The sequence below is a fragment of the Streptomyces gilvosporeus genome, from assembly GCF_002082195.1.
In the GTDB taxonomy this organism is placed as follows: domain Bacteria; phylum Actinomycetota; class Actinomycetes; order Streptomycetales; family Streptomycetaceae; genus Streptomyces; species Streptomyces gilvosporeus.
In genome coordinates, this window is record NZ_CP020569.1 from 7,968,766 (window position 1) to 7,994,520 (window position 25,755).

Here is a 25,755-nt window from a genome sequence, read left to right on the forward strand (position 1 = left end):
GATCGATATTTTCGCCGGACATCCCCGGCGCAGACGGATACGCGGCGCCGTCCGGGAGGTCTGCCGTGGATTCGCCGGGCTGGGAATTCGCGGGGTGCGGGTGGATCTCCGGTGCGGAAGACCGTTCTGCGGAGCCGGCCGGCGCCATGGCGGGCCGGGCCGCTAGTCAGCCACAGCCACGCATTCCGGGAGAGCCATGCCCCTCGACCAGTCCGCGTGTGGCGGGCGGATGCCCGCGCGGGCCGGTGATCCGGCGATCGAACGGCACGGTATCCAGCCCGTGCCGGAAAGTAACCGTGAGGGAAAACCGGGCCGCCTCTGCACGGTGTGGTTCCCACCGAATCTCACCATGAGCGGGGTTTTCACCGCCACCGTGGAATTTCGCTCGGATTCGATTTCCGGACCGCGCCGAGGAGGTCGTCTTCGGCGGCGAGGTGCCGGTCGAGCTGCCGGGGGGCCGCTCGGCGTCAAACTGCTCTCCGGCGTGCCGCTGCCCGTACCCCGGCTCCGTGCACGGCGCCGACCGCATCGGGGGCCTTCCTGCTGACCAGCACGGTCGCGCTGAGACTGGCGATCTCGCGGGCGCCATAAATGCTCGATTTCCGGATACGGGCCAGGGAGCGGAAGGGCGCACGGTTCGACTTCGCGGCCGGGTCGCCCGTGCGCCCCCGCGATGGACCGTTCGGAGGGGATTCGCCGGGGATAGCGGCCGGTGGGCGGCCGCGGGCGGCGGCCGAGGGTAAGGGTGAGGCGTTCCGTATGGGCGTCCCGTAGAGGCGTCCCGTATCGCACTGCCAAGGAGCCGTGCCCGTGCTTCGTCTCAGCAGCGATCCGCTGTTCCAGTCGTTCGCCGAGCGGGCGCTCGCCCAGAGCAGCCGTGGGGGCGCCGAGTTCGGCGAGTGCGAGAAGACCTTGGGACGCATCCTCCCCGGAGACACCGCCGGATGGCACCGGGAGTGGACGGCCACCGCCGCCATGGTGGAGTCCTGGGCGCGGGAGAGCGACGAGCAGGGGCACCGCGTAAGCGCCCGTGAGGCGTATCTGCGGGCGACCACCTATTACCGCGCCTCCTACCTCCCGCTGTTCGGGGCGCCCGTCGACCCGCGGCTGGTCGAGGCGTTCGACCGTGAGCGCCGGTGCTTCGGCCGCTTCGCCGAGCTCGCCCCGCACCCCCTGCACCCCGTGGCGATCCCCTTCGAGGGCGGCAGCCTGCCCGGATATCTGTGCGCGCCCGACAGCGGACCCACGCCCCGGCCCGTCCTCGTCGGCGTCAACGGCTATGACTCCAACATCCACGAGATGTACTGGTCGCACGCCGTGCCCGCGCTCCGCCGCGGCTATGTCTGCCTGCTCGTCGACGGCCCCGGACAGGGCGCATCGCTGATCGAGGACGGCCGTACGCTGCGCCCGGACTGGGAGACGGTGCTGCGGCCGGTGGTCGACCACGTCCTGACGCTGCCTCAGGTAGATCCCGACCGTATCGCCGTCATGGGCTGGAGCTTCGGGGGCTGTCTCGCGCCGCGCGGGGTCGGCGGCGAACCGCGGGTGGCCGCGCTGGTCGCCGATCCCGGGCTGTGGGACCCGGCGGCGGTCAGCAGGGCGCTGCCGCTGCCGGACGACCTCCGGGAGCGGCTGCCGAAGGTCGATCCGGCGGAACTGGACCCCTATCTCGCCGGGGTCGCCGACGATCCGATCTGGCGCTGGAAGCTCGTCCAGCGGGCGCTGTGGGTGCACGGACTGGAGTCGCTCGGCGAGTACCTCGTGGAGATGAGCCGCTACCACCTCGCGGAAGCGGCGGCCGCCATCGCCTGCCCCACCCTGGTCGCCTGCGCCGAGAACGACCCGCTCTCGGCGCAGGCCCAGGAGCTGTACGACGCGCTGCGCTGCCCCAAGAAGCTGGTCCGCTTCACGGCTGACGAGGGATCGGCCGGCCACTGCGAGACCTGGAACCGCTCACGGTTCGACCAGCAGGTCTTCGACTGGCTCGACGAGGTGCTCGCGGCCCGGTGACGCAGTCGTGTCGGTGCTCCCGGCCGTACCCGCGCGACCTGCGGAGATCATCTGACGCTACGCTGAGCCGCCGGGCCGACCGGGCGTCAGCGGCCATGCGGCAACGGCGCGATCAGAACATGCGAGCCGGCCGTACGAGCCGACACGACAAACCCGGACGACAAGTCCGGACGACGAACCGACAAGACGAACCGACACGACGAACCGACTCGACAAGCCGATACGGCATGCCGATACGACAAAAGTGGGGGAACGACCATGATGGGACCGGCGCACTCGCTGTCCGGGGCGGCGGCCTGGCTGGGGGTGGGCGCCGCGGCCGATGCCGCCGGGTATCCGATGCCCTGGCCGGTGCTGGTCTGCGGAGCCCTGATCTGTGCCGGCGCGGCACTGGCCCCCGACCTCGACCACAAGTCCGCCACCATCTCCCGGGCCTTCGGCCCGCTCTCGCGGATCGTGTGCGAGGTGGTCGATGCCCTCTCGCACGCCGTCTACAAGGCGACCAGGATGCGCGGCGACTCGAACCGCAACGGCGGTCACCGCACGCTCACCCACACCTGGGTGTGGGCCGTCCTGGTCGGCGGCGGTATGTCGCTGCTGGCGATGGAGGGCGGCCGCTGGGCGGTGCTCGGCATCCTCTTCGTGCATATGGTCCTCGCCATCGAGGGCCTGCTGTGGCGGGCGGCCCGGGTCTCCAGCGATGTGCTGGTGTGGCTGCTGGGCGCAGCCGCGGCCTGGATCCTGGGCGGCATACTCGACCAGCCGGGCAACGGCGCGCACTGGCTGTTCACCGAACCGGGCCAGGGCTACCTCTGGTTGGGCCTGCCCGTCGTGCTCGGCGCCCTGGTCCACGACATCGGTGACGCGCTGACCGTCTCCGGCTGCCCCGTCCTGTGGCCCATCCCCATCGGCCGTAAGCGCTGGTATCCGGTCGGCCCGCCCAAGGGCATGCGCTTCAAGGCGGGCAGCTGGGTGGAGATCAAGGTGCTGATGCCGGTCTTCATGCTGCTGGGCGGCCTCGGCGGCCTGGGCGCCCTCGGCTACATCTGAGACACCTCGGGCCCGTCCGACGAGTCGGCGCGGGCCCGTGACCCGAGGCCGTACCCGGCCTCCGGCGCGCCGTGGTCCCAGGGCCGCGGCGCGCTCGTACGCCGTCACCCGTGCCAGGACCGCCACAGCGCCGCATACGCGCCGTCCGCCGCGACCAGCTCGTCGTGGCTGCCCAGTTCGCTGATCCGGCCCTCCTCGACCACCGCGATCAGGTCCGCGTCGTACGCGGTGTGCAGCCGGTGCGCAATGGCCACCACCGTACGGCCGTCCAGCACCTTGCCCAGGGAACGCTCCAGATGCCGGGCGGCGCGCGGATCCAGCAGCGAGGTTGCCTCGTCCAGCACCAGGGTGTGCGGATCGGCGAGCACCAGCCGCGCCAGCGCGATCTGCTGGGCCTGCGCCGGGGTGAGCGGATGGCCCCCGGAGCCGACCTCGGTGTCCAGGCCGTCGTCCAGCGCAGCCGCCCAGTCCGCGGCGTCCACCGCGCCCAGTGCCGCCCACAGTTCGGCATCCGCTGCATCGATGGGGGTTCCCCCGCTCGGGCGAAGCCGGGAGTGGGGGAGGGCGAGCAGCAGATTGTCGCGGAGCGAGCCGACGAAGACATGATGTTCCTGGTTGACCAGGGCCACCTGCGCGCGGACCCGTTCGGCGGGCATCCGCGACAGCTCGGCACCGCCCAGGGTGACGCTGCCGGTGCGCGGCCCGTAGATACCGGCCAGCAGCCGGCCCAGCGTCGACTTCCCGGCGCCGGACGGGCCGACCAGAGCCAGCCTGCTGCCCGGCCGCACCCGCAGCGAGACCTCGTGCAGCACATCGACGCCCTGTCGGTAGCCGAAGCGCACCGCGTCGGCGCGGACCTCCCGGCCCTTCGGCGCGGCCGCCCCGTCCGCGGCCTGCGGCTCGATCTCCCGCACGCCCACCAGCCGCGCCAGGGACACCTGGGCCACCTGGAGCTCGTCGTACCAGCGCAGGATCATGGCGATCGGCTCGGCCATCATCTGCGCCAGCAGCGCACCGGTCGTCAGCTGACCCGGCGTCATATCACCCGCCATCACCCACACCCCGCCGAGCAGCAGCACCGAGCCCAGCAGCAGCACATGGGTCACGTTCACCACAGGAAAGAGCACCGACCGCAGGAACAGCGTGTAGCGCTCCCATTGCGTCCACTCGCGGATCCGGCGCTCCGACTGGGCGATCCGGCGCGGGCCGAGCCGGTGCGCCTCGATGGTGCGCCCCGCATCCACGCTCTCGGCCAGCGCGGCCGACACCGCGGCGTATCCGGCCGCCTCGGAACGATAGGCGCGCGGCGCCCGGGCGAAGTACCAGCGGCAGCCGACGACCAGGAGCGGCAGCGCGATGAGCACGGACAGCGCCAGCGGCGGCGCGGTCACCGTCAGCCCGCCGATCAGCAGCGCGATCCACACCACCCCGATGGCCAGCTGCGGTACGGCCTCGCGCATCGCCTCCGACAGCCGGTCGATGTCGGTGGTGATACGGGACAGCAGATCGCCGGTCCCGGCCCGCTCCAGCACGCCCGGCGGCAGCGCCACGGACCGTACGAGAAAGTCCTCGCGCAGATCGGCCAGCATCTGCTCGCCCAGCATCGCCCCGCGCAGCCGGACCATCCGTACGAACAGGGTCTGGGCGACCAGCGCGAGGGCGAACAGCCCGATGGCGCGCCCCAGTTGGATCTCGCGGTGGCCCGCGGAGAGGTCCTCGACCAGACCGCCGAGCAGATACGGCCCGGCCATCGAGGCGATGACCGCCGCCGCATTGACACCGACCAGCACGGCGAAGGCCCGCCGGTGGCGGCGGATCAGCTCGCCCACGTAGGCACGCACGGTCGCCGGTGAGCCGACGGGCAGGGTCGTGGCGGTCTGCGGGGCGTCGGGATCGTGCTCCGGTGGCGCCAGGCCGATCATGCGGTCTCCTCGATCTGGTCCCAGCGGCCCAGCCGCACGGGGGTTTCTTCCGGTGGGGCGAGCCCGGGGGCAACGGGGGCGTCATCGGTTTCGCGGGTGACGACGGCGCGGTAGGCGGGGTGGCCGCGCAGCAGTTCGCGATGGCCGCCGGTGGCCGCGACCTTGCCGTCGGCAAGGAAGACGACCTGGTCGGCGCGGTCCAGCAGCAGGGGGCTGGAGGTGAGCACCACCGTCGTCCGGCCGCCGCGCAGCGTGCGCAGACCGTCGGCGATCCGGGCCTCGGTGTGGGAGTCGACGGCGCTGGTCGGCTCGTCCAGCACCAGGACGGTGGGGTCGGCGACCAGCGAGCGGGCCAGGGCCAGACGCTGGCGCTGACCACCGGACAGCGACCGGCCGCGTTCGGTGATCCGGGTGCGCATCGGGTCCCCGGAGTCATCGGCGGACGCCTGCGCCAGTGCGGCCAGCACATCGCCGCACTGCGCCGCGGCCAGCGCCTCCCGCGTGTCCACGAGCCCGGAGGACGGGACGTCGAGGAGCTCGCCGAGGGTGCCGGAGAGCAGTACGGGGTCCTTGTCCTGGACGAGGACGGCGCCGCGGGCGGCGTCGCGAGAGACGTCGTCCAGGGCCGTGCCGCCCAGCAGGACGGAGGGCTGTGTCCCCGCGGCCGTCCCCGCGGCCGTCCCCGTGTCCGTCTCCGCCGGATGCCCGCCCAGGCGTTCGGCGAGCCGGCCCGCGGCATCCGGGTCGCCGCAGACCACCGCGGTCAGCCGCCCGGCCGCGGCCGTCAGCCCGCTGACCGGGTCGTACAGATCGCCGTCGAGCGCCTCCGGGGCGCCGGCCGTGCCCCCGGACGGCCGGGCCAGCGCCAGCACGCGCGCCGCGCGCTTCGCCGAAGGTCGGGAGAAGGAGTACGCCATGGCGATCTCCTCGAAGTGGCGCAGCGGGTAGAGCAGAAAGGCGACCGCGCTGTAGACGGTGACCAGTTCGCCGAGGGCGATCCGGCTGTCCTGGACGAGCCCGACGCCGTACCAGACCACCGCGATCAGCAGCAGGCCCGGCAGCACCACCTGGACGGCCGAGATCAGCGACCACATACGGGCGCTGCGCACGGCGGCCCTGCGGACGTCCTGCGAGGCGCTGCGGTAGCGGCCGAGGAAGAGTTCCTCGCCGCCGATGCCGCGCAGCACCCGCAGCCCGGCGACGGTGTCGGAGGCCAGCTCGGTGGCCCGGCCCGCTTTCTCGCGCTGGGCGTCGGCGCGCCGGGTGGCGGGCGGCAGCAGCGGCAGCACGGCCAGCGCCAGGACCGGTACGCCCAGGGCCACCACGATGCCGAGGGCGGGCTGATAGACCATCAGGACCACACAGACCCCGGCCGAGGTCAGCGCCGCCGCGCCGAAGCGGGACACCGCCTCCACGAACCAGCCGATCTTCTCCAGGTCACCGGTGCTGACGGCGACGATCTCACCGGCCGCCACGCGCTGGGTCAGGGCCGAGCCGAGCTCGGTGGTCTTGCGGGCGAGCAGCTGCTGCAACCGGGCGACGGCGGTGATCCAGTTGGTCACCGCCGAGCGGTGCAGCATCACATCGCCGAGGGCGACCAGCGCTCCGAGGAGCGTCATCAGGCCCCCGGACCAGGCCAGTTGGCCGCCGTTGCGGTCCACCACGGCTTGTACGGCGAGGCCCACCGGCAGCGGGAACGAGGCCACCGCACCGGTGTGCACCAGCCCCCACGCCAGGGCCTTGGCCTGCCCGCCGAGCTGCTGTCGGTAGAGCCACAGGAGGAGCCGTCCGCCCGTACGGACGTCCGGGACGCCGGGGTCGGGGTGCGGAAGATCGCGAATCTGCATGATGTCCAAGGCGGTCGTGGGCGGGTGTCCGGCCCCGGGCAAGGCGCCGTGACGTACGGGAACGCATGGGGGAGGGGGCCGGCACGGGCGTGCGGGGCGGAAGCTGGAAGGTTGGCGCGCCGGGGTGCCGGATTTCAAACGGTTTTCCGTCGCCGGCGGGGATATCGGGCCAATCGTGTGGGACGCGTACACGACGGGCGGGTGCTGAAGGCTCGTCGGACTTCCGGTGCGACGATGTGGCCATGCGACTTACGGGCAGTGCGATGCGGACGGCGGCGTTGGCCGCAGCGGGGCTGGTCCTTCTAGCGGGCTGCGGGGGCGGCGCCGGGGACGGGGACGGCAAGGACGACGGGGCGGGCAAGGGGGAACGCCCCGGCGGTCCGGCGCGCGGCGCCTCGGCCACCACGCACCTCAAGCAGATCCCCGAGGTCGGCACCGCCCTCCGCTCGCACATCCCGGCCGACTCCCGGCAGATCGTCGCCGTCTACGGCAAGGGCTTCGACTCCCCCGAATCCACCGTCGTGCTGTACGAGAAGGGCCCCAAGGGCTGGGACCGCACGGCGTCCTGGGCCGCGCACAACGGCCGTCACGGCTGGACGCTGCACCACCACGAGGGGGACAAGCGCAGCCCCGTCGGCGTGTTCACGCTGACCGATGCGGGCGGCGTCCTGGCCGACCCGGGTGCCCGTCTGCCGTATACGCACTCGGCGGAATTCACCCCGCCGTCCTACTGGGGCAAGGGCACCCGGCACGACTTCGACTATGTCGTCGCCATCAACTACAACCGCGTCCAGGGCGCCTCTCCGCTGGATCCGACGCGCCCCCAGGGGCAGGCGAAAGGTGGCGGGATCTGGTTGCACCTGGACCACGGCAGCGGGACCTCCGGCTGCGTCAGCCTCCCCAAGGCCGCGATGGCGACGCTGCTGCGGGCCCTCGACCCGCAGCGGCATCCGGTGGTGGTGATGGGGGACCGGGCGCATCTGCTGGCGTGAGCGCGTCCCCTGGTGTGCGCGTGCGTCCTGGTGTGTGCGCCTCCGGTGGTGTGCGCGCTCACTCCTCCGGCTTGTGTGAATCCATGCCGGGCCGCGCCTTCTTCCACAGTCCCCGGGTGAAGTCGGGGATCTCCTGCGGTGCGCCGTTCGCCTTGATCGAGAGGTCGCTCAGCGGTACGGGCGCCGTCCAGGTCGCCGCGTCGTACACGTCGAAATCCGGTACCAGGCCCAGCCGCATGCACTGCATCAGCCGGAAGACCAGCATGTAGTCCATGCCGTCATGGCCGCCGGGCGGGTTGGGGTGGTCCTTCCAGAGCCAGTGGTCCCACTCGGCGTACTGGCCGAAATCGCCCCATGTGTCATTGTTCTGGTCGGGCTCGATATAGATCCGCTCGGGGTAGTCCTCGAAGAGGCCCTTGGTGCCTGCGAGGCTGTTGATGCGGCTGTAGGGATGCGGGGTGGAGACATCGTGCTCCAGCCGGATCACCCGGCCCTTGGCGGTCTGGACGAGGCTGATCGTCCGGTCGCTCTCGATGTACGACTCCTTCCAGCTCGGGTCGTTCGGCGGCATGTGCTCCTTGCGGTACGCCGCCAGGCCGCGCGCGGGGGTGCCGACGCTGGAGATGCGGACGGCCCGGTCGCCGCGGTTGAGGTCCATGTAGTTCGCCACCGGGCCGAAGCCGTGGTTGGGGTAGAGATCGCCGCGCAGCCGGGTGTGCCACAGGCGGCGCCACGGCCCCTCGTAATACGCGGGGTCGAACATCAGGCCCCGCAGATCGTGGATATAGGCGCCCGCGCCGTGCAGTAACTCGCCGAACAGCCCCGCGTGCGCCATCCGCAGCACCCGCAACTCGTTTCTGCCGTAACAGCAGTTCTCCAGTTGCATGCAGTGTCTGCGGGTTCTTTCGGAAAGATCCACCAGTTCCCACAGCTGCTCCAGGCGCAGTGACAGCGGGCACTCCACGCCCACATGCTTGCCGTTGAGCAGCGCGGTCTTCGCCATCTCGAAGTGCCAGTCCCAGGGCGTGGCCGCGTAGACGAAATCGATGTCGGCGCGCTTGCAGAGGTTTTCGAAATCGTGGTCGCCGTGTGTGTAGACGGCGGGCGCGGGCCGGCCGGCGTCGGTGACCTTCTTGGCGGCCTTCGCCACCTTGTCCTTCACCGGGTCGCACAGGGCGACGACCCGTACGCCCGGCACCGCGAGGAACAGGTCGATCATGCTGCCGCCGCGGTTTCCGAGGCCGATGATGCCGACGCGTACGGTGCTGCGGCGCTCGAACGGCACCCCGATCATGGTTCTGCCGCCGGCCTCCGGAGCCGCGGTCGCTGCGGCGGGGCCGGTGCCCTCGGTCTTCGGTGCGGCCGCCGCGGTGCCGCCGGTCGTGACCTGGCCGCCCAGGCCCAGTCCGGCGCCCGCGGCGCCGGCGGTCCGCAGGACGGTACGGCGGCTGGGACCCGGATCGTCGTCATAGCCGGGTGCGTGGTTCTGGTGGGGTGCCTCGTTCATCGGTCCTCCAGGGGAACGGATGGTGCGCGGGGCAAACGTGAACCTCGGTCAGGACCTTGGCGGGTGGGCCACCTGGGCCACAAGAGGGCAAGTTGGACTCTTGCGGCGGCGTACTTGGACTCTTCCGCGACGGTCGGCCGGACCTCTTCGTGGCAGCGCCGCAAGGGTGGTCACCGCCTTGCGGTAAGCGCCGCAAGCAGCATCTTTCGCAAGTTGCTGAAAAGCCTTGCGGAAAGGGTTGACGTGTCCACGAGGTAAACGGCAGTCTCCCTTACGGAAATCCCCGGCGGCCCCCCGACGGACCGTCTGCGGATTCCCAACCCCCCACGGCGGCCTGGCGCGTGGCTGCTCTCGAGGGTGTGGTGTGCCTGCCGCACCCGTTGACGAAGGAGCCGCACCATGCAGCATCGTTCCCGCATGCTGGGCGGGTCACTGGCCGGCGTGCTGGCCGCGACCGGCCTGGCCACCCTCGCGCCATGGCCCTCGCAGGCCACCCCACCAGGTGAAAAGACCGTGACGGCCACCCTGTTCGAGCGCAGGTTCACCGATGTCGCCACGGCATGCACCCACCAGCTGGGCCCGGCCGGCTACGGCTATGTCGAGGTCTCACCCGCCTCCGAGCACGTCCAGGGCGACCAGTGGTGGACCTCGTACCAGCCCGTGAGCTACAAGATCGCCGGACGGCTGGGCGATCGGGACGCCTTCGCCGCGATGGTGAAGACCTGCCATGGCGCGGGCGTGAAAGTCATTGCAGACGCCGTCATCAACCACATGGCGGCCGGTTCCGGTACGGGCACCGGCGGCACCCAGTACTCCAAGTACGCCTACCACGGCACCTACGAGGACAAGGACTTCCACGCCTGCCGCAAGAACATCTCCGACTACACCAACCGCGACGACGTCCAGAACTGCGAACTGGTGGGCCTGGCCGACCTCGACACCGGCAGCGACCACGTCCGCACCACCATCGCCAAGTACCTCGACGATCTGCGGTCGATGGGCGTCGACGGCTTCCGGGTGGACGCCGCCAAACACATCTCCGCCACCGACCTCGCCGCCATCAAGGCCAAGATGAGCGACCCCGGTTACTGGGTGCAGGAGGTCATCTACGGCGCCGGCGAGGCGGTTCAGCCCGACGAGTACACCGGCATCGGCGACGTCGACGAATTCCGTTACGGCGCCCACCTCAAGAGCGCCTTCCAGGGCGGCAACATCGCCCAGCTCAAGTCCGTCGCGGACGGCAAACTCGCCGGCGACAAGGCCCGCACCTTCGTCGACAACTGGGACACCGAGCGCAACGGCTCGACGCTCACCTACAAGGACGGCGCGTCCTACACCCTCGCCAACGTCTTCATGCTCGCCTCGCCCTACGGCTCGCCCAACGTCTATTCCGGCTACGAGTGGTCCGACAAGGACGCGGGCCCGCCCAGCGGCTCCGGCGGCTGGACCGACGAGCACGCCAAACGGGAGATCACCGGCATGGTCGGCTTCCGCAACGCGGTGGGCTCCGCCGAGCTGACCGACTGGTGGGACAACGGCGGCAGCGCCCTCGCCTTCGCCCGGAAGGGCAAGGGCTTTGTCGCCCTCAACAACGGCGACGGCGACCTGAAGCAGACCTTTGCGACCTCGCTGCCCGCGGGCACGTACTGCGATGTCGTCCACGCGGCGCCGTCCGCCTGCGACGGGCACACCGTCACCGTCGGCGACGACGGCAAGGCGGAGCTCACCGTCCCGGCCAAGAGCGCCGTGGCCCTGCACGTGGGCGCCAAGAGCTGACCGGCGATCGCCCAGGGCGGGCCACGCCGGCATCAGTCCGGCCGGGTGGCCCGCTCCAGCTCCATCAGCACCGAGTAATAGCCCCGCCCGCCGGTCGCATGGTCCATCCCCACCTCGCACATCCGGTTCGCCGACAGATGCGCGTCGAAACGACGCGCCGTGACCTCGGCCGCCTCCTTGGCCGTCGCCGACTCCGTCAGCTCCTTGTGCAGCATCCCCCGGTCACCGGCGAACGCGCAGCAGCCCGCATCGTCGGGCACCACGACCTCCCGCGCACACGCCCCGGCGACCTCCCGCAGCCGCTCCTCGATGCCCAAGTGCCGCATGGAGCAGGTGGGATGGAGTACGGCGGAGCCCACCGTCCGCAGGATCTCCAGCCGCGGCAGCAGCTCCTCGGCGGCCCAGACGACGGAGTCGACGACGGTCAGTTCGGCATGCAGCGCGCGGTTGTCCGGTGTCAGATACGGCACCACCTCCTGGGCGAGGCCGAGGGTGCAGGACGATGCGTCCACGACCAGCGGCAGCCGCCCGCCGGCCGTCCAGCCCCAGGCCGCCTCCACGATGCGGTTGGCCATCACGCGGTTGCCCGCCTCGTACCCCTTGGAGTGCCAGATGGTGGCGCAGCACGTCCCCGTCACATCCTCCGGGATCCACACCGGGCGGCCCGCCCGCAGCGACAGCGCCACCACAGCCTCGGGGAGCGAGCGGCCGCGATATCCGGCCGGTGCGCCGAAGATGCGGTTCACACACGCGGGGTAGTAGACGGCCGTTGCCCCCGCCTTACGGGTGGGCGGCAGCGTGCGGGCCGTGGCGCCCGGGATCTGCGGCAGCCACTCGGGCACCAGATCCGGGTGCACGGCCCTGCGCACCGCGCGGGTCGCCGACGTCAGCAGCCGGTCGCCGATCCGGTCCGCGGCCGCCACCGCCAGCCGCGCGGACCGCTCCAGGGCCCGGAAGTGCCGAGCGCCCCGCGCGGCCGCCCACTCCTCGCGCGGTGTATGCCGCCGGTGCCGGAAGTCGCGCATCATCGCGCCGGTGTCGATGCCCACCGGGCAGGCCAGTTTGCAGGTCGAATCGCCCGCGCAGGTGTCCACCGCGGCATAGCCGTAGGAGTCCAGCAGCTCGGCCGTCACCGGTGAGCCGGGCGACTGGCGCAGCATCTCGCGGCGCAGCACGATCCGTTGCCGGGGTGTGGTGGTCAGGTCCTGGCTGGGGCAGGTCGGTTCGCAAAAGCCGCATTCGATACAGGGATCGGCGACCGCCTCGACCTCCGGGATGGTCTTGAGACCGCGCAGATGCCCTCGCGGGTCGCGGTCGAGCAGTACCCGGGGGGCGAGGATGCCGTGCGGGTCGACGGTCTCCTTGATCCGCCACATCAACTCCGTTGCCCGCGGCCCCCATTCGAGCTCCAGGAAGGGCGCGATGTTCCGGCCGGTGGCATGCTCGGCCTTCAGCGAGCCGTCGAAGCGCTCGACGGTCAGCCGGCAGAACGCGTCCATGAAGGCGGCATAACGCTCCACATCCCCGGGCTTCGCCGAGTCGAAGGCGAGCAGGAAGTGCAGATTGCCGTGCGCGGCGTGCCCGGCGACCGCCGCATCGAAGCCGTGCCGTGCCTGGAGTTCCAGCAGCGCGGCGCAGGCGTCCGCGAGCCGGGACGGCGGCACCGCGAAGTCCTCGGTGATCAGCGTCGTCCCGGCCGGCCGGGAGCCGCCCACCGCCGTGACGAACGCCTTACGGGCCTTCCAGTAGCCCGCGATGGTGCCCGCGTCCCGGGTGAAGGCATTGGTGACGGAGGCTACCGGCGCGACCACCTCCAGGCCCGCCAGGATCTGTGCGGCGGCCTCCTCGTACGCGGCCTGCGCGGCCCCGTCCGGCGCCCGGAACTCCACCAGTAGCGCCGCCGTCTCCTTGGGCAGCCCGGCCCAGTCGGCCGGCACCCCGGCCACCTGCACCGAGGCCCGCAGCGTATTGCCGTCCATCAGTTCCACGGCCCGCGCACCGGCCTCGGTGAAGGCCGGTACGGCCGCGGCCGCGGCGCGCAACGTCGGGAAGAACAGCAGGGCGCTGGTGGTGTACCGGTCCAGCGGCAGGGTCTGGAAGACGGTTTCGGCGATGAAGCCGAGCGTGCCCTCGGAGCCGACCGCGAGACCGCGCAGGATCTCCACCGGGGTGGCCCCGTCCAGGAAGGCGTCCAGCCGGTAGCCGTTGGTGTTCTTGATGGCGTACTTGGCGCGGATCCTGGCCACCAGCTCCGCGTCCGCCGCGATCTCGGCCTTCAGCGCCAGCAGCCCCGCGCACAGCGCGGGTTCGGCGCGCGCCAGCTTTTCGTCGGCCCGCGGATCCGCGGTGTCCACGACCGTGCCCGAGGGCAGTACGAGGGTGAGGGAGGACAGTGTCCGGTAGGAGTTGCGGGTGGTGCCGGCCGTCATCCCCGAGGCGTTGTTGGCGACCACCCCGCCCAGGGTGCAGGCGAGGGCGCTGGCCGGATCGGGCCCGAGCAGCCGGCCGTGGCGGGCGAGGGCGGCGTTGGCCCGCAGCACCGTCGTGCCCGGCCGGATCCGGGCGCGGGCACCGCCGTCGAGCACCTCGATCCCGCTCCAGTGACGGCGCACGTCCACCAGGATGTCCTCGCCCTGCGCCTGGCCGTTGAGCGAGGTCCCGGCGGCCCGGAAGACGAGATGGCGGCCGTTGGCGTGCGCATACGCGAAGAGCGCGGCGATGTCGTCGATGTCCTCGGCGAGCACCACCACCTGGGGCACGAAGCGGTAGGGGCTGGCGTCCGAGGCGTAGCGGACCAGATCGGAAAGGGAGTGCAGCACCTTGTCCGGACCGAGCAGGGCGATCAGGTCGCCGCGCAGCGGCTCGGGGGTGCCCGATGCCCGCCGGGCGGCGACCCGGTCGTGGGCGGGAGGCGCGGAGGCGGTGGGACGCAGGGACTCGGGCCTGGGCTCCAGCAGGGGCATGGCGGCACTCCTCCGGTGACGGTGCGTCAGGTCAGTGCGGTTCCCCCGGCCCGTCGACCAGGGTGGACAGCAGGCCGCCGAGCACCTCGCGCTGGTCGGCGGTCAGGGGGGCCAGGATCTCCTCCGCCGCGGCCCGGCGGGCGCTGCGCAACGCGCGCAGCGTCGAGCGGCCGGTGTCGGTCAGCTCGATCCGTACCACCCGGCGATTGGCCGGATCGGGCACCCGGCGCACGGCGCCCTGCGCCTCCAGCGCGTCCACCAGCGTCGTCACCGCCCGGGGGACCACCTCCAGCCGCTCGGCCAGATCGGCCATCCGGGGCGGGGTGCCGCGGCAGTGGCCGACGATGCGCAGCAGCCGGGACTGGGCGGGGGTGAAGGCGATGTCCAGGTGGGCCATATGGCGCTTCTGGGCGCGTTGCATCCGGCGGGTCAGCCGTACCAGCTGCTCGGGAAGGTTGGTGGTGACCGTCGGCTCGGGGGTGGGCATGTCACGAGGGTATCAGGACCTGGTTCATTGTGAGCTTAGGTAACAATGAGCTAAGCTCCATGAAATCCTTCGGTGCGCCGCACATCCTTCAGCGCACCACGCCGCACGCTCGTCCGTGCCGTTCCCCGTCCTCCCACCCACGTAGGAGCCCATGCATCCCCACGATCCCGACTGGACCCCACCGCCCAAGGACCCCGACGCACCACCGGTCCAGCTGCGGCGGATCCTCGCCCTCTTCCGCCCCTACCGCACCCGGCTGGCCCTGGTCGGCCTGCTCGTCGGCGCCTCGTCCCTCGTCTCGGTCGCCTCGCCCTTCCTGCTGCGCGAGATCCTCGACGTCGCGATACCCGGCCGGCGCACCGGGCTGCTCACCCTCCTCGCGCTCGGCATGATCGCCACCGCCGTCACCACCAGCGTCTTCGGCGTCCTGCAGACCCTGCTGTCCACCACCGTCGGCCAGCGCGTGATGCACGATCTGCGCACCGGCGTCTACGCCAAGCTCCAGCGGATGCCGCTGGCGTTCTTCACCCGCACCCGCACCGGCGAGGTGCAGTCCCGCATCGCCAACGACATCGGCGGAATGCAGGCGACGGTCACCTCCACCGCCACCTCCCTGGTCTCCAATCTGACCTCGGTGGTCGCCACCGTCGTCGCCATGGTCGCCCTCGACTGGCGGCTGACCGTCGTCTCGCTCCTCCTGCTGCCGGTCTTCGTCTGGATCAGCCGCCGCGTCGGCAACGAACGCAAGAAGATCACCGCCCAGCGGCAGAAGCAGATGGCCTCGATGTCCGCGATGGTCACCGAATCGCTCTCGGTCAGCGGCATCCTGCTCGGCCGCACCATGGGCCGCGCCGACTCCCTCACCCGCACCTTCGCCGACGAGTCCGAGCGCCTGGTCGGACTGGAGGTTCGCGCCAACATGGCCGGCCGCTGGCGGATGGCCACCATCGGCATCGTCATGGCCGCCATGCCCGCGGTGATCTACTGGGCGGCGGGTATGGTCCTCCAGCTCGGCGGCCCGGCCTTCTCCCTGGGCACCCTGGTCGCCTTCGTCTCGCTCCAGCAGGGCCTGCTGCGCCCCACCGTCTCGCTGCTGACCACCGGCGTGCAGATGCAGACCTCCCTGGCCCTCTTCCAGCGGATCTTCGAATACCTCGATCTGCCCGTCGCCCTCACCGAACCCGCCGAGCCGGTACGGCTGCCGGCCCCGCGCGGCGAGATCCGCTTCGAGAACGTGTCGTTCTCCTACGACCCCGAGGCCGACCCCACCCTCCACGGCATCGATCTGACCGTCCCCGCCGGCGGCAGCCTCGCCGTCGTCGGCCCGACCGGCAGCGGCAAGAGCACCCTGAGCTATCTGGTGCCCCGCCTCTACGACGTCACCGGGGGCCGGGTCACCCTCGACGGCCAGGACGTGCGCGACCTCTCCTTCGACACCCTCGCCCGCGCGGTCGGCGTGGTCTCCCAGGAGACCTACCTCTTCCACGCCTCGGTCGCCGACAACCTCCGCTTCGCCAAGCCGGACGCCACCGACGACGAGATAGCGCGCGCCGCCAAGGCCGCCCAGATCCACGACCACATCGCGGCCCTCCCCGACGGCTACGACACGCTCGTCGGCGAACGCGGCTACCGCTTCTCCGGTGGCGAGAAGCAGCGCCTCGCCCTTGCCCGGACGATCCTGCGCGATCCGCCCGTCCTCGTCCTGGACGAGGCGACCAGCGCCCTGGACACCCGTACCGAACACGCCGTCCAGCAGGCCATCGACGCGCTGTCCCGGGGCCGGACCACACTCACCATCGCGCACCGCCTCTCCACCGTCCGCGACGCCGACCAGATCGTCGTCCTGGACGGCGGCCGGATCGCCGAACGCGGCACCCACGACGAGCTCCTCGCCGCCGACGGCCGCTATGCGGCCCTGGTCCGCCGCGACGCCCACCGGGACGACGAGCGTGACGCACACCTCACGACGGACGCCGATCCGCTGATGACCGCTAAGTGACTCGCGGGTAAGGTCTCTCTCGCGGCGGCCAGTTACCTGGTCGGGGCGGCCGCCGCACCTTTTCGTCGCCGGGCGGGGCGTACGGGCGGGCGCGTCCGGGCGGGGGCGCTCGGGCAGGGGCAGCCCCCGCCCGTCCGTCAGAGGGTGGTGAGGTCCACCGCGGCGGCCATCTGCCGGTAGCCCTCGTCGTTGGGGTGCTTGTGGTCGCCGCTGTCGTACGCCGGCGCGAGTGCCTCCGGGTCGTCCGGGTCCGCCACGGCCGTGGCGAAGTCGGCGACCGCATCGAAGGCGCCCGAGCCGCGTATCCAGGCGTTGACCTCCCGTCGCTTCGCCTCGGCAGCCGGGGTGTGGTACTCGGCCCCCTTGAACGGCAGGAGGGTGCCCCCGATGATCCGCACGCCCGCCGCCCGCGCCTGGGCGATCAGGTCCTGGTACCCCGCGATCAGCGCGGCGGTCGGATGGTCCGGTGCGGGCTTGTAGGTCGGCAGATCGACCTCGCTGAACCCGATGTCGTTCAGCCCCACCAGCACGATCACCGAGCGCACTCCCGGCCGGTCCAGCACATCGCGCCGGAAGCGCTCGCCGGCCCGCTCCCCGTACCAGGCCGAATCGCTCAGCAGCAGATTTCCGCCGATGCCCTGGTTGAGTACGGGCCTCGGCATCCCCGCGGCGGCCAGCCGCTCGGCCAGTGCGTCCGGGTAGCGGCGGTCGGCGTCGAGGGTGGACCCGAACCCGTCGGTGATCGAATCGCCGAACGCCACCACCGCCTCCCGCCGCGCGGGACCGCCGTCCGCCAGCTCGACGGCGGCGAGGTGGTACCAGGACTGGGTCGTCTCCCCGAACGCCGCCGGGTCCGGGTCCGTCAGCCGGTCGCCCGCGGCGCGGTAGGCGGTGGCATACGCCTGGGCGTGGAAGGTGGCGGGCCCCGTCGGCCGCGCGAAGTACAGCGAGACGGTCAGGGACGCGAACGGCTCGGTCAACGGCTCGGTGGTCGGCTCTGCGGCCGGCTCGGCGGTCAGTTCGGCGGCGTCGCTGTGGACCTCGCCGCCCGCCGGGATGCGGACGGACGCGGCACCGCCGAAGGTGAGCCGTCGGACCGTACCCTTCTGCACCGCCGCGCCCTTGTCCGTACGGGCCAGGGTGGCACCGGTCACCTCCAGCGGGGCGCTCCCGTACCGGTTGGAGAGCCGGATCCGCGCCCGGGTGCCGGAGCCGGTCACCCGGACGACCTGGCGCAGGGTGTGGTCGCCGAATCCCTCCAGGGACCAGTTCGGGTGGAAGCCCTCGCTGGGACGTTGTACGGACGCGGCCCAACCCGTGTGCCAGGCAAGGGAGTTGATGCTGTCTTTCATGGCGGTACTCGTCTCTCCGTTGATCGTCCGGTGGCGATGACGGGGAGTCTTCCGGTCGGCGCGCGGGCCACCCAGCCCTCTGTGCTTGGTACGCAGCGGATGCCTACCAACGGCAGGGTCACCCTCGGGTCCGTCTGAGCGCCCGGCTCCAGTGGCGGGGCGTCGCTCTCGCGTTCGGCGGACGGTCGACGAAGACGGCGGTCCCGTAAGACACTTGGGCACCATCCGTACGCCACGTCGCCCTGGCTCCCGCACCACGTGGCCGCCCCCCAGTGCACCCATGCAACCCGCCCGGGACCGCGGAGACCGGTCCGCCGAAAAGACCCCGCCGGTACGGTGGATCTCCCCATCGGGCCAGGAGCCCGTCCCCTCGGATTGCGAGACGTCTGATGAATCAGCCCGCAGCCCACACCTACCTGGCCTCGGCCGTGGTGGTACACAACGCGCGCGTACTGATCGTGCGCCGCAGCTACAGCGAACGCTTTCTGCCCGGCGCCTGGGGCGTACCGTGCGGCAAGCTGGAGCGCGGGGAGTCCGCCGCGAGCGGCGCCCTGCGGGAGCTGAAGGAGGAGACCGGCCTGCTCGGCGCCATCATCGCGCACACCGGATCGTCCGCCTTCCTGAGCGACTATCAGGGCCGTCGCGTCCGCAACCACCAGGAGAACTTCGCCGTCCGCCCGCTCACCCTGGACGTGGTGCTGCCCAGCGCGGACCAGGCGTATCTCTGGGCCCGGCCGTCCGAGCTGGCAGGGATCGGGGTGGACGCCTACAACATGAACGTGATCCGGCAGGCCCTCGGCGGGCGGCTGGACGCGTCCGGCCTCCTCGGCCCGGCGGCGGCCGGTCCGCTGCGCTTCGCGTCGGCCCCGTTCAATAGCCCAAAGACCGTGCCAGGGCGTCGAGTTCGGCAAGATAGGCGGCCGTCGCCAGTGGAGTCTTGGGCGGTGGATCCGGCCGCCCGGCACCGCCGTTACTCCTGACGGGCGCGAAGACATCGGTCACCGCTCGCTGCGCCGCGGTCTCCAGGAACAGCGTGACGGTCGGCTCCTCGCTCACCACGCGGTGCAGCGCCCGCGCGTCCAGGCCGTAGCTGCTCCCGGCGCCGAAGCGCTCGTCGCCGGTCAGCCGCAGCCGCGCGGCGCCGACATGGTGCAGCCGCCAGGCACCGCCGGGGCCGTCGATGGTCTCGCGGTAGGCGACGGCGGGCAGACCGTCGCCCCAAGCGCCGGGCGGCGGCCCGTCCGCAGGGTCGTGTGCGACCGGCTCATAGCACTCCATACGGACCCGGCCGCGCACCACCGCCGAGGCGATGGCGCAGCGGTGGTTGTGGATGTCCTCGGGCGCGGGGCCCGCTCCGCCGTGCCACAGATGCACCCGCAGCATGTAGCGCGGGGCGCCGCCGAGCAGTAACAGCTTGTCGAAGCCCAGCACATGGCGGTACGAGAGCCGGGTGCAGTCGGTGAGGTCCTGATCGCCCGCGGATAATCGGCGCACCAGCGGGCCGAGCGTGTCCGGGCGGGCCAGCAGGGCGATCACCGCCCGCGCCGCCTCGGGCGACGGCGGCCGCGGCCCGCCGCCCAGCCGGTCCACCAACAGCCGCCGGACGTCCTCGATCTGCATGCCCGCCTCCCGCTCACCGGCTCATCCGTCCCGCTCGCCACGCCCCCGTATCCCGCACCCGCCCCCGACCACCCGTCGACCACCCGTTCACGACCGGCGGACCCGTACGCTGTACCACCGGCGCATCCGCACGCCTCACGGCCGGTGGACCATCAGCGCATAGCGGCGCAGGACCGACAGCCCCTGATACGTCATCCACACCGGATGTCCCATCGGCCCGTCCTCCCAGCGCCACACCCCGCCCCGCTGCATCCCCGACACCCGCGCCACTGCGGCCCTCAGCTGTGCCTCCCACGCCGTCGCCCCGGCGCCGTCCGCGGCCACCCGCCGCGCCCCCTCCGTCATCAGCGCACGGGCCACCCAGGCCGCCGCGAAATGCCGCACCGACAGCAACTCCTGGTGCAGCGGATCGTCGCTGCCCGGTCGTCGTACCTCCTCCTGGCAGTTGTCCAGATCGCCCGCGCCACCCGCCAGCAGCCAGCGCAGCCCCTCCTCGCGCACCGCCCGCTGCCGGTCGTCCTCGCCCAGCACCCCCGCCGCCCGCTCCAGCGCCACCACCGCCCGCGCGGTGTGCGCCGCCGACGGCGCCGGATTACCGCGCCCGGTGGCCAGCGCCGCACCCCAGCAGCGGTGTTGGCCGCGGGCGGGATCGGCCGTGGCGCCGTTGACCAGCACCGTGCGCAGCCCGTCCAGCGCGGCCGAGCCGGGCGCGGCGCGCAGCAGCCCGCGCAGGACATTGGTCACCACATAGGTGTTGGCCAGCCCCGGCGCATCGTGCTCCGGATCCAACAGCGCCTCACAGGAGCGGACTTCGGACTCCAGCAGCCGCGGGTCGGCCCCGGCCCGCGCCAGCGCGCCCAGCACGATCGCACTCACCTCGGGACGCGCCCCGCTGCCCTGCGACCGCGCGGCCCAGCCGCCGCCCGGCAGCCGCAGCCGCCACAGCGTCTCGGCGACCTCCCCGACCCGTATTCGGCCGTCCAGCGGCGCGATGTCCAGCAGGAGATGCAGACCGTAGGCCGTACCGAACGCCGTGGGATGCACCGGCGGATCGCTCTCGGCGAGGGAGTGCGGCCAGCCGGAGAGCGGTCCGCGGCCGGGCACATCGATCACCGACAGGCCGCGCCGCAGCGCCGTGTACGCACCGTCCATCAGCTCCGGCAGCGAACCGGCCGGCGACGGCGCGAGCGCGGGCGCCGCCGGTCGCGCCCCGGCCGCGGCGCGGGCATGCAGCAGCGCCGCCGCCAGCCAGACCACCGCGCCCGCCCCGGCCCCGGCCGCCCCCGCCACGCAATACCGTGCCGCCTCGCCCGCCAGATGCTGCGGCAGGAGCCCGAACAGCGCCTGGAACACCGCGAACGCGGCGGCCGGCGCCCCGAGCCGGCCCAGCCAGGTCAGCAGCCGCGAGGGGGCGGGGACCGGCGGAACGCTCGGCGCCACCGCCGGAACAGGCGCGGGCACCACACCGCCCGCGCCGGACATCCGTGGCCGTACGCGCTGCCGCAGCATCATCTGCTCCCTCCCCCCGGTCGGCACAACACCGCACCGCATACGCGGATTTGGCATCCCGATCAGTGTAAAAGTCCCCACTGACAGCGGGGTCGCACACCTGTCCAGGCCGGGGAGAGCGGCCTATTTCCGTCCCGGAGGCAACGGGACGGCAATCCGGCCGCTCAGCGCGACGGCAGCGGCCCGGCCCCGCCGCCCGTCAGCAGAATCACCTCCAGCGTCCGCGGCCCGTGCACCCCCTCGACCCGGTCGAGCTCGATATCGCTGGTCGCCGACGGGCCGGAGATCCACGTCAACGGGCGCCGCGGATCCAGCCGCGCCAGCGCCTCGGGCACCGAGCCGACGACCTGGTCCGGGACGCGGACGACGCAGAGGTGATGGTCGGGCACGAGCGTGATCCGGCGCCGCCCCTGGTCGGGCCCCGCGTCCAGGACGAGGGTGCCCGTCTCCGCGACGGCCACCGCACAGCCGGTCACCACGCTGTCCACGGTGTCGAGTTCGCGGGCCGTGGTCGCCGCCCGGTCCTCGACGAGGGCGGCGTCCGCGGCGGCCATCCACCACGGCTCCAGCCCCTGCGGCACCGCCACCGTCCGCGCCCCGCGCCGCGCTAGCAGCGTGCGGATCAGCACCGCCAGCCCCTCGGTATCGCTGCGGTGCACGACCGCCCGGTAGTCCGCGAGGTTCTCCGCGAGCAGCTCGACGGTCTCCTCCGCCGTACGGGAGCCGTGCACCCGCCGGTAGTCGCGGCGGACCGGCACCCGCTCGGGCCGCTCGCCGCCCGGCACATCCGCCAGCGCGCGCCGCACCCGCCCCAACACCTCGTCCCTGCTGCTCACGTACCCTCTCCTCCCTGCCGCGCGGACTCCGTGCCGGTGCCGCGGGTGCGCTGCCACCAGTCGCGGAACGACTCGGCCGGTACGGCCGGGAGTTCGCGGGTCTGTGACCAGGCCCGCCCCGGCCCCGGCAGCCGCCGCGGATGCAGGCGCCGGGTACGCGCCGCCAGCCGCATCCCGGCGCGCAGCACGCCCGGACGGTCGAACACCCAGCCCGCCGCCCGCATCGCCGCCCGCTCCGCGGCATGCCCCCTGGCGGGCCTGAGGACCGCCCGCGTCCCGCGCCGGGTCACCTCGCCGCCCTCCACCACCCGTTCCCGCAGGTGCACCAGCACCTCGGGAATGTCGATGGCCACCGGACACACCTCGTAGCAGGCCCCGCACAGCGACGAGGCGTACGGCAGAGAAGACTCCAAGGCGCCCTCCACACCCCGGAGTTGGGGTGTGAGGATGGCCCCGATGGGGCCGGGATAGGGCGAGCCGTACGCATGCCCGCCGGCGCGCTCGTACACCGGGCAGACGTTCAGACACGCCGAACAGCGGATACAGCGCAGGGCCTGCCGCCCGACGGTGTCGGCGAGGGTGTCGGTGCGCCCGTTGTCGAGGAGGACCAGGTGGAAGGTCCCCGGCCCGTCGCCGTCCGTGGTGCCGGTCCAGGTGGAGGTGTACGGGTTCATCCGCTCGGCGGTGGACGAGCGGGGCAGCAGCTGGAGGAAGATTTCCAGGTCCTGCCAGGTGGGGACGGTCTTCTCGATGCCGACGACGGAGATCAGGGTCTCCGGCAGCGTCAGGCACATCCGGCCGTTGCCCTCGGACTCGACGACCACCAGGGTGCCGGTCTCGGCCACCATGAAGTTGGCGCCGGAGATGGCCACCTTCGCCGACAGGAACTTCTCCCGCAGATGCAGCCGCGCCGCCTCCGCCAGCTCGGCGGGGGAGTCGGACAGCCCTTCCGGGGCCGGACGGCCCCATCTCCCCATCTCCGCCAGGAAGATGTCGCGGATCTCGGAGCGGTTGCGATGGATCGCCGGGACCAGGATGTGGGAGGGCAGATCGTTGCCGAGCTGCACGATCAGCTCCGCCAGATCCGTCTCGTACGCACGGATCCCGGCCTCGGCGAGCGCCTCGTTCAGCCCGATCTCCTGGGTCGCCATCGACTTGACCTTGACGACCTCGCGCTCGCCGGTCTCCCGTACCAGCTCCGTGACGATCCGGTTGGCCTCCTCGGCGTCCGCCGCCCAGTGGACCTGCCCGCCCGCCGCGGTGACCGCGGCCTCCAACTGCTCCAGATAGTGGTCGAGATGACGCAGCGTACGGTCCTTGACGGCGGCGCCCGCGGCCCGGAGCTGCGCCCAGTCGTCCAGCTCGGCGACGGCTCGGGCCCGTTTGTCGCGGATGGTGTGGGTGGCGTGGGTGAGATTGGCGCGCAGTCGGCCGTCGCGGGTGGCGGCGGCCGCGGCCCGGGGGAACGCGGGCATGCCCAGGTAGGCGCCGTTCACCGCACGCTCCCGTCCGCAGAGGTGTGTGCTTTCCTGCCGTCCATCGGGGCGTCCTCCGTACTGGCCAGGATCTCGGCGATATGGACCGGGCGGATGGGGGAGCCCTGCCGGGCGAGGGTGCCGCCGATATGCAGCAGACAGGAGTTGTCGACCGTACAGACCGCTTCGGCACCGGTGCCGATGAGGTGCCGGACCTTGTCGGCGCCCATCGCCGCCGAGACCGCCGGGTTCTTCACCGCGAAGGTGCCGCCGAAACCGCAGCACTCCTCGGCGCCCGGCAGTTCGCGCAGCTCCAGCCCTCGTACCTGGGACAGCAGGCGCCGCGGGCGGTCGCCCAGGCCCAGCATCCGCAGACCATGACAGGTGGGGTGATAGGTGACGGTGTGCGGGTAATACGCGCCCACGTCCTCCACCTTCAGCACGTCCACGAGAAATTCGGTGAGTTCGTACGTCTTGGGCACCGCCAGCGCCGCGGCGTCGGTGAGCTCCCGGCCGCGCCCTTCGGCGGCCGCCTTGGCAGCGATCCTCGGATAGTTGTCGCGCACCATCGCGGCGCAGGAGCCGGACGGGGTGACGACGTAGTCGTAGTCCTTGAACGCCCGGTCGAAGCGGCGTACCAGCGGCTCGGTGGCGTGCCGGTAGCCGGTGTTGAACTGGGGCTGGCCGCAGCAGGACTGCTCGGCGGGGAATGCCACCTCGACCCCCAGACGTTCCAGGAGCGTGACCACCGCCTGGCCCGTCCGCGGATGGAGGAAGTCGTTGATACAGGTGACGAACAGCGCTACGCGCACGGTGTCCTCTCCTTTCGGCCGCCGCGGGCTCTGGCGGCCGGCCGCCTCACCGGTACATGATCACCTGTCGGCTCATCCTGCCCCAGTGGCAGGCCCAGGAGAAGAACCGGGCGGCCGGCCGTGAACGGGGCCGCGCGAACGACCGTAGGACCGTAAGCAGGACGGGAAGCGGAGGACCATGCCGAGCGCACAGGACACAGCACCGGACCGGGCGGTCGACGACGGCCGCCCGCCGTCACGGCTACGGCAGCTGGCCGCGGCCTCGGTCGGCAACGCCGTCGAGTGGTACGACTGGTACGCCTACTCCTTCCTGGCGGCCTACTTCGCCGACCAGATCTTCCCCAAGAGCAGCGGCAACTCCCTGGTGCCGCTGCTGTCCTCCTTCGCGGTCTTCGCGGTCGGCTTCTTCATGCGGCCGGTCGGCGGGCTGGTGATGGGCGCGGTCGCCGACCGCCGCGGCCGGCGCAGCGCGCTGACCCTCACCATCCTGCTGATGGGCGGCGGCAGCCTGCTGGTCGCGCTCACCCCCACCTATGCGAGCGCCGGGGTGCTCGCGCCCGTCGTCCTGGTGATCGCCCGGCTCGTCCAAGGGCTTTCGGTGGGCGGCGAGTTCGCGGCCTCCACGACGTTCCTGGTCGAATCGGCCGGACCCGGCAGGCGCGGACTGTTCTCCAGCTTCCAGTACGTCTCGACCAGCATCGGCCAGCTGCTGGCGTCCGGCATCGCCGCGCTGCTGGCCGGGCAGCTCAGCGACCGGCAGATGGGGCAGTGGGGTTGGCGGGTGGCGTTCCTGGTGGGGGCGGTGCTGAGCCTGCTCGGGCTGTGGATCCGGCGAGGAGCCCAGGAGACCAGGAGTGCCGAGCGGCAGGCCGAGCGCCCCGGCCTCTTCGAGGCGCTGCGCCGCCATCCCCGGCAGTCCCTGCTGATCTGCGGCATCACCGTCGGCGGCACCATCGCCTACTACACCTGGACCACCTATCTCCCCACCTACGCCCAGGTCAATGCGGGCTTCGACAAGGGCGATTCGCTCACCATCGGAACCCTCTCGCTGGCGTTCTTCGCCGTGCTGCAACCGCTGGGCGGGCTGCTGTCGGACCGCATCGGCCGTAAACCGCTGCTGCTCGGGTTCTCGCTGGGCTTCGCCGTCCTGGCGGTGCCGCTGCTCCATCTGGTCTCCGACGCCTGGATCTCGCTGCTGCTGGTGCAGTGCGCGGGCATGGTGCTGCTGACCGGCTACACGGCCATCGCCGCGGCCGTGAACGCCGAGGTGTTCCCCGCGCGGGTGCGGGCGGCCGGGATCGGCTTCCCGTACTCCCTGACCGTGGCCGTTTTCGGCGGCACCGCCCCGTATGTCGGCACCTGGTTCGCGCAGGCCGGGAACGCCGGGCTGTTCCCCTGGTATGTGGCCGTGCTGTGCCTGGTGTCGTTCGCCGTCTATCTGGCGCTGCCGGAGACGGCGCGGCAGCCGCTGGAGAGGTAGCCCGCCGTACGGACGGAAAAGCGCCGCCCCTCCCGGGACAGGGAGGGGCGGCGCCGTGTTGCCAGGTTCGTCAGACGAGCCAGCCGACGAGGTGGAGGACGCCGGCAAGCACGTTGGT

At 72.2% G+C, this 25,755-nt stretch carries 18 protein-coding genes; 7 read left to right on the forward strand and 11 right to left on the reverse strand.

What is annotated here, in order from left to right; all coding sequences use genetic code 11:
• The first annotated feature begins 810 nt into the window (after window positions 1-810).
• Window positions 811-2,010, forward strand: coding sequence for an alpha/beta hydrolase family protein (locus B1H19_RS35190; protein ID WP_083108925.1), 1,200 nt, complete (start codon window positions 811-813; stop codon window positions 2,008-2,010).
• Between the two features lie 258 nt (window positions 2,011-2,268).
• Window positions 2,269-3,060: a metal-dependent hydrolase gene (locus B1H19_RS35195; RefSeq protein ID WP_083108926.1), complete on the forward strand. Its 792-nt coding sequence runs from the start codon at window positions 2,269-2,271 to the stop codon at window positions 3,058-3,060.
• A gap of 104 nt (window positions 3,061-3,164) precedes the next feature.
• Here B1H19_RS35195 and B1H19_RS35200 read toward each other — a convergent pair whose 3' ends face one another.
• Window positions 3,165-4,982 (reverse strand): ABC transporter ATP-binding protein, encoded by a 1,818-nt coding sequence (locus tag B1H19_RS35200; RefSeq protein ID WP_083108927.1) that lies wholly within the window; start codon window positions 4,980-4,982, stop codon window positions 3,165-3,167.
• A complete protein-coding gene (locus B1H19_RS35205) occupies window positions 4,979-6,829 on the reverse strand; it encodes an ABC transporter transmembrane domain-containing protein (protein WP_083110069.1) in 1,851 nt (616 codons plus the stop codon). Before B1H19_RS35205 ends, B1H19_RS35200 begins: the two co-directional genes overlap by 4 nt.
• A 242-nt stretch (window positions 6,830-7,071) precedes the next feature.
• Here B1H19_RS35205 and B1H19_RS35210 point away from each other — a divergent pair, with 242 nt between their 5' ends.
• A complete protein-coding gene (locus tag B1H19_RS35210; RefSeq protein ID WP_083108928.1) occupies window positions 7,072-7,821 on the forward strand; it encodes a L,D-transpeptidase family protein in 750 nt (249 codons plus the stop codon).
• Between the two features lie 58 nt (window positions 7,822-7,879).
• Here B1H19_RS35210 and B1H19_RS35215 read toward each other — a convergent pair whose 3' ends face one another.
• On the reverse strand, window positions 7,880-9,328 hold the full coding sequence (locus B1H19_RS35215; protein WP_083108929.1) for a Gfo/Idh/MocA family protein: 1,449 nt from the start codon (window positions 9,326-9,328) through the stop codon (window positions 7,880-7,882).
• Window positions 9,329-9,727: 399 nt separating this feature from the next.
• On the opposite strand from B1H19_RS35215, the gene B1H19_RS35220 reads away from it, so the two are divergent.
• Window positions 9,728-11,104, forward strand: a complete 1,377-nt coding sequence (locus tag B1H19_RS35220; protein WP_083108930.1) for an alpha-amylase — start codon at window positions 9,728-9,730, stop codon at window positions 11,102-11,104.
• 32 nt (window positions 11,105-11,136) lie between these two features.
• On the opposite strand, the gene B1H19_RS35225 is transcribed toward B1H19_RS35220, so the two are convergent.
• The gene (locus B1H19_RS35225) at window positions 11,137-14,067 is read right to left on the reverse strand and encodes an FAD-binding and (Fe-S)-binding domain-containing protein (RefSeq protein WP_083108931.1); all 2,931 of its coding nucleotides are present in this window, start codon (window positions 14,065-14,067) and stop codon (window positions 11,137-11,139) included.
• A 31-nt stretch (window positions 14,068-14,098) separates the two neighbouring features.
• Window positions 14,099-14,554, reverse strand: a complete 456-nt coding sequence (locus tag B1H19_RS35230; protein WP_083108932.1) for a MarR family winged helix-turn-helix transcriptional regulator — start codon at window positions 14,552-14,554, stop codon at window positions 14,099-14,101.
• A gap of 151 nt (window positions 14,555-14,705) precedes the next feature.
• Between B1H19_RS35230 and B1H19_RS35235 the strand changes: the two genes are divergently transcribed.
• Window positions 14,706-16,553: an ABC transporter ATP-binding protein gene (locus B1H19_RS35235; RefSeq protein ID WP_083108933.1), complete on the forward strand. Its 1,848-nt coding sequence runs from the start codon at window positions 14,706-14,708 to the stop codon at window positions 16,551-16,553.
• A 137-nt stretch (window positions 16,554-16,690) separates the two neighbouring features.
• Here B1H19_RS35235 and B1H19_RS35240 read toward each other — a convergent pair whose 3' ends face one another.
• Window positions 16,691-17,905: an SGNH/GDSL hydrolase family protein gene (locus B1H19_RS35240; protein ID WP_083108934.1), complete on the reverse strand. Its 1,215-nt coding sequence runs from the start codon at window positions 17,903-17,905 to the stop codon at window positions 16,691-16,693.
• Window positions 17,906-18,294: 389 nt separating this feature from the next.
• Between B1H19_RS35240 and B1H19_RS35245 the strand changes: the two genes are divergently transcribed.
• Window positions 18,295-18,885, forward strand: coding sequence for an NUDIX hydrolase (locus B1H19_RS35245; RefSeq protein WP_083108935.1), 591 nt, complete (start codon window positions 18,295-18,297; stop codon window positions 18,883-18,885).
• Here the strand turns inward: B1H19_RS35245 and B1H19_RS35250 are convergent.
• The 5 genes from B1H19_RS35250 to B1H19_RS35270 form a co-directional block, all read right to left on the reverse strand.
• Window positions 18,776-19,525 carry a hypothetical protein gene (locus B1H19_RS35250; protein WP_083108936.1) on the reverse strand — a complete coding sequence of 250 codons (750 nt, stop codon included), beginning with the start codon at window positions 19,523-19,525 and terminating at the stop codon, window positions 18,776-18,778. The genes B1H19_RS35245 and B1H19_RS35250 overlap by 110 nt on opposite strands.
• A gap of 135 nt (window positions 19,526-19,660) precedes the next feature.
• Entirely contained in the window at window positions 19,661-21,037 is a 1,377-nt protein-coding gene (locus tag B1H19_RS38990) for a hypothetical protein (protein ID WP_159028212.1), read from the reverse strand.
• A gap of 161 nt (window positions 21,038-21,198) precedes the next feature.
• Window positions 21,199-21,870: a LutC/YkgG family protein gene (locus B1H19_RS35260; protein ID WP_083108937.1), complete on the reverse strand. Its 672-nt coding sequence runs from the start codon at window positions 21,868-21,870 to the stop codon at window positions 21,199-21,201.
• Window positions 21,867-23,366 carry a lactate utilization protein B gene (locus B1H19_RS35265; RefSeq protein ID WP_083108938.1) on the reverse strand — a complete coding sequence of 500 codons (1,500 nt, stop codon included), beginning with the start codon at window positions 23,364-23,366 and terminating at the stop codon, window positions 21,867-21,869. The genes B1H19_RS35260 and B1H19_RS35265 overlap by 4 nt, the downstream gene beginning before the upstream one ends.
• Window positions 23,363-24,157: a (Fe-S)-binding protein gene (locus B1H19_RS35270; protein WP_083108939.1), complete on the reverse strand. Its 795-nt coding sequence runs from the start codon at window positions 24,155-24,157 to the stop codon at window positions 23,363-23,365. Before B1H19_RS35270 ends, B1H19_RS35265 begins: the two co-directional genes overlap by 4 nt.
• Window positions 24,158-24,335: 178 nt before the next feature.
• On the opposite strand from B1H19_RS35270, the gene B1H19_RS35275 reads away from it, so the two are divergent.
• Window positions 24,336-25,637 carry an MFS transporter gene (locus B1H19_RS35275; protein WP_083108940.1) on the forward strand — a complete coding sequence of 434 codons (1,302 nt, stop codon included), beginning with the start codon at window positions 24,336-24,338 and terminating at the stop codon, window positions 25,635-25,637.
• Window positions 25,638-25,755: the final 118 nt, after the last annotated feature.